The organism is Poinsettia branch-inducing phytoplasma str. JR1, from assembly GCF_000309465.1.
Taxonomy (GTDB): Bacteria; Bacillota_I; Bacilli_A; order Acholeplasmatales; family Acholeplasmataceae; genus Phytoplasma; species Phytoplasma pruni.
On sequence record NZ_AKIK01000150.1, the window covers coordinates 1 to 741 of the forward strand.

The following is a 741-nucleotide window of genomic DNA, read 5'->3' on the forward strand; positions in this document are numbered from 1 at the left end:
AAACAAAAATACCAAAAAATAAAGAAATTAAAGAAATAAATATTTTAGACTCTATTAAATTATTAATTTCCATTTTAAAAAATCCTTTCTAAACTGTAAATCCAGCATCTCTTAATTACTTAATCATATATTCATTATTTTTTAATCCACCAACTGTGATAATAAATTAAATCAAATCCAGCATCTAATAATTCATCAGCTGTATAACCTGCATCTATTAATTCTTTGGCTGAAAATCCGCTTTCTTTTAATTCTTTAACTGCAAGTACATTTTCTTCTTTAATTTTTTTATCTAAATATCTGTAAACCACTCCAAAAAACCAAAATAAAAAAACACCAGAAAAAAGATAAATAAAATAAATAAAAATTTTAGACTCTATTAAACTATTTATTAAATTATTAATCTGCATTTAATCCTTCCTCTTTATTATTTTTCTTTTTTAAATTCTAAATATTGAATAGATTGACATTCTACTTGTGTAATAAATTTTTTTTCTTGTTTATCTTTATTAATAACATTCACTTTAATTCGACCTTCAACGCCAATTAAAGAACCTTTAACAACATATTTAACTAAGTTTTCTGCCGCTTTATTCCAAACAACACAAGAAATAAAATCTGCTTCTTTATCGCCTTCATTATTAGTAAAATTCCTATTAACAGCTAAAATAAAACGTACTAAAGGAATATTACCATTAATGAAATGTACTTCTGGATTTTTGGTAATTCTACCTACTAAAA

At 22.9% G+C, this 741-nt stretch carries 2 protein-coding genes; both read right to left on the minus strand.

From position 1 onward, the window contains the following. Nucleotides 1-134 precede the first annotated feature (134 nt). A complete protein-coding gene (locus ON17_RS02730; protein WP_017191972.1) occupies nt 135-410 on the minus strand; it encodes a hypothetical protein in 276 nt (91 codons plus the stop codon). Nucleotides 411-427: 17 nt separating this feature from the next. After that, a partial coding sequence (locus ON17_RS02735) for a single-stranded DNA-binding protein (protein WP_017191973.1) occupies nt 428-741 on the minus strand: 314 nt, incomplete at its 5' end.